This is a genomic window from Candidatus Pelagibacter communis (assembly GCF_001180225.1).
GTDB classification, from domain to species: Bacteria; Pseudomonadota; Alphaproteobacteria; order Pelagibacterales; family Pelagibacteraceae; genus Pelagibacter; species Pelagibacter ubique_D.
Genome location: NZ_CVST01000071.1, coordinates 1 through 543 on the forward strand (window position 1 = coordinate 1; position 543 = coordinate 543).

Below are 543 nucleotides of genomic sequence, written 5' to 3' on the forward strand. Positions count from 1 at the left end.
TGAAAAACTTTTACTGGAAGCTTGTTTAGAATTAATGGCTGGAGACTCAATTATAGCTATACAAGATATGGGAGCTGCTGGATTAACATCATCAAGTATAGAAATGGCATCAAAAGGAAATCTTGGAATTGAAATAAATTTAAACAAAGTTCCTTGTAGAGAAACTAAAATGACACCCTATGAAATTATGCTCTCAGAAAGCCAAGAAAGAATGTTGATTGTTTTAGAAAATGGAAAAGAAAAACAAGCAAAAAAAATATTTGATAAATGGAATTTAGATTTTGCTGTAATTGGCAAAACTACTAATTCAAAAAAAATACAACTTTACTTTGACAATGAAAAAGTAGCAGACATCCCTGTAAATACTTTAGTCGAAAATTCACCTATGTACGATCGTAAATGGAAAAAAGCAAAGCTACCTAAAAAGAATAAAATTAAAAAAGAAGATTTAAAAAATTTCAAAATTATAAATGTTCTAAAAAAAGTTTTAGCAAACCCAAATATTTGTAGCAAAGATTGGATTTGGCAGCAGTATGATCATAC

General features: G+C 28.4%; 1 protein-coding gene. It reads left to right on the top strand.

Going from position 1 to position 543, the window contains the following annotated elements; all coding sequences use genetic code 11:
• Nucleotides 1-543: AIR synthase-related protein (locus AMN99_RS05565; RefSeq protein ID WP_256998125.1), on the top strand; the 543-nt coding region annotated here is incomplete at both ends.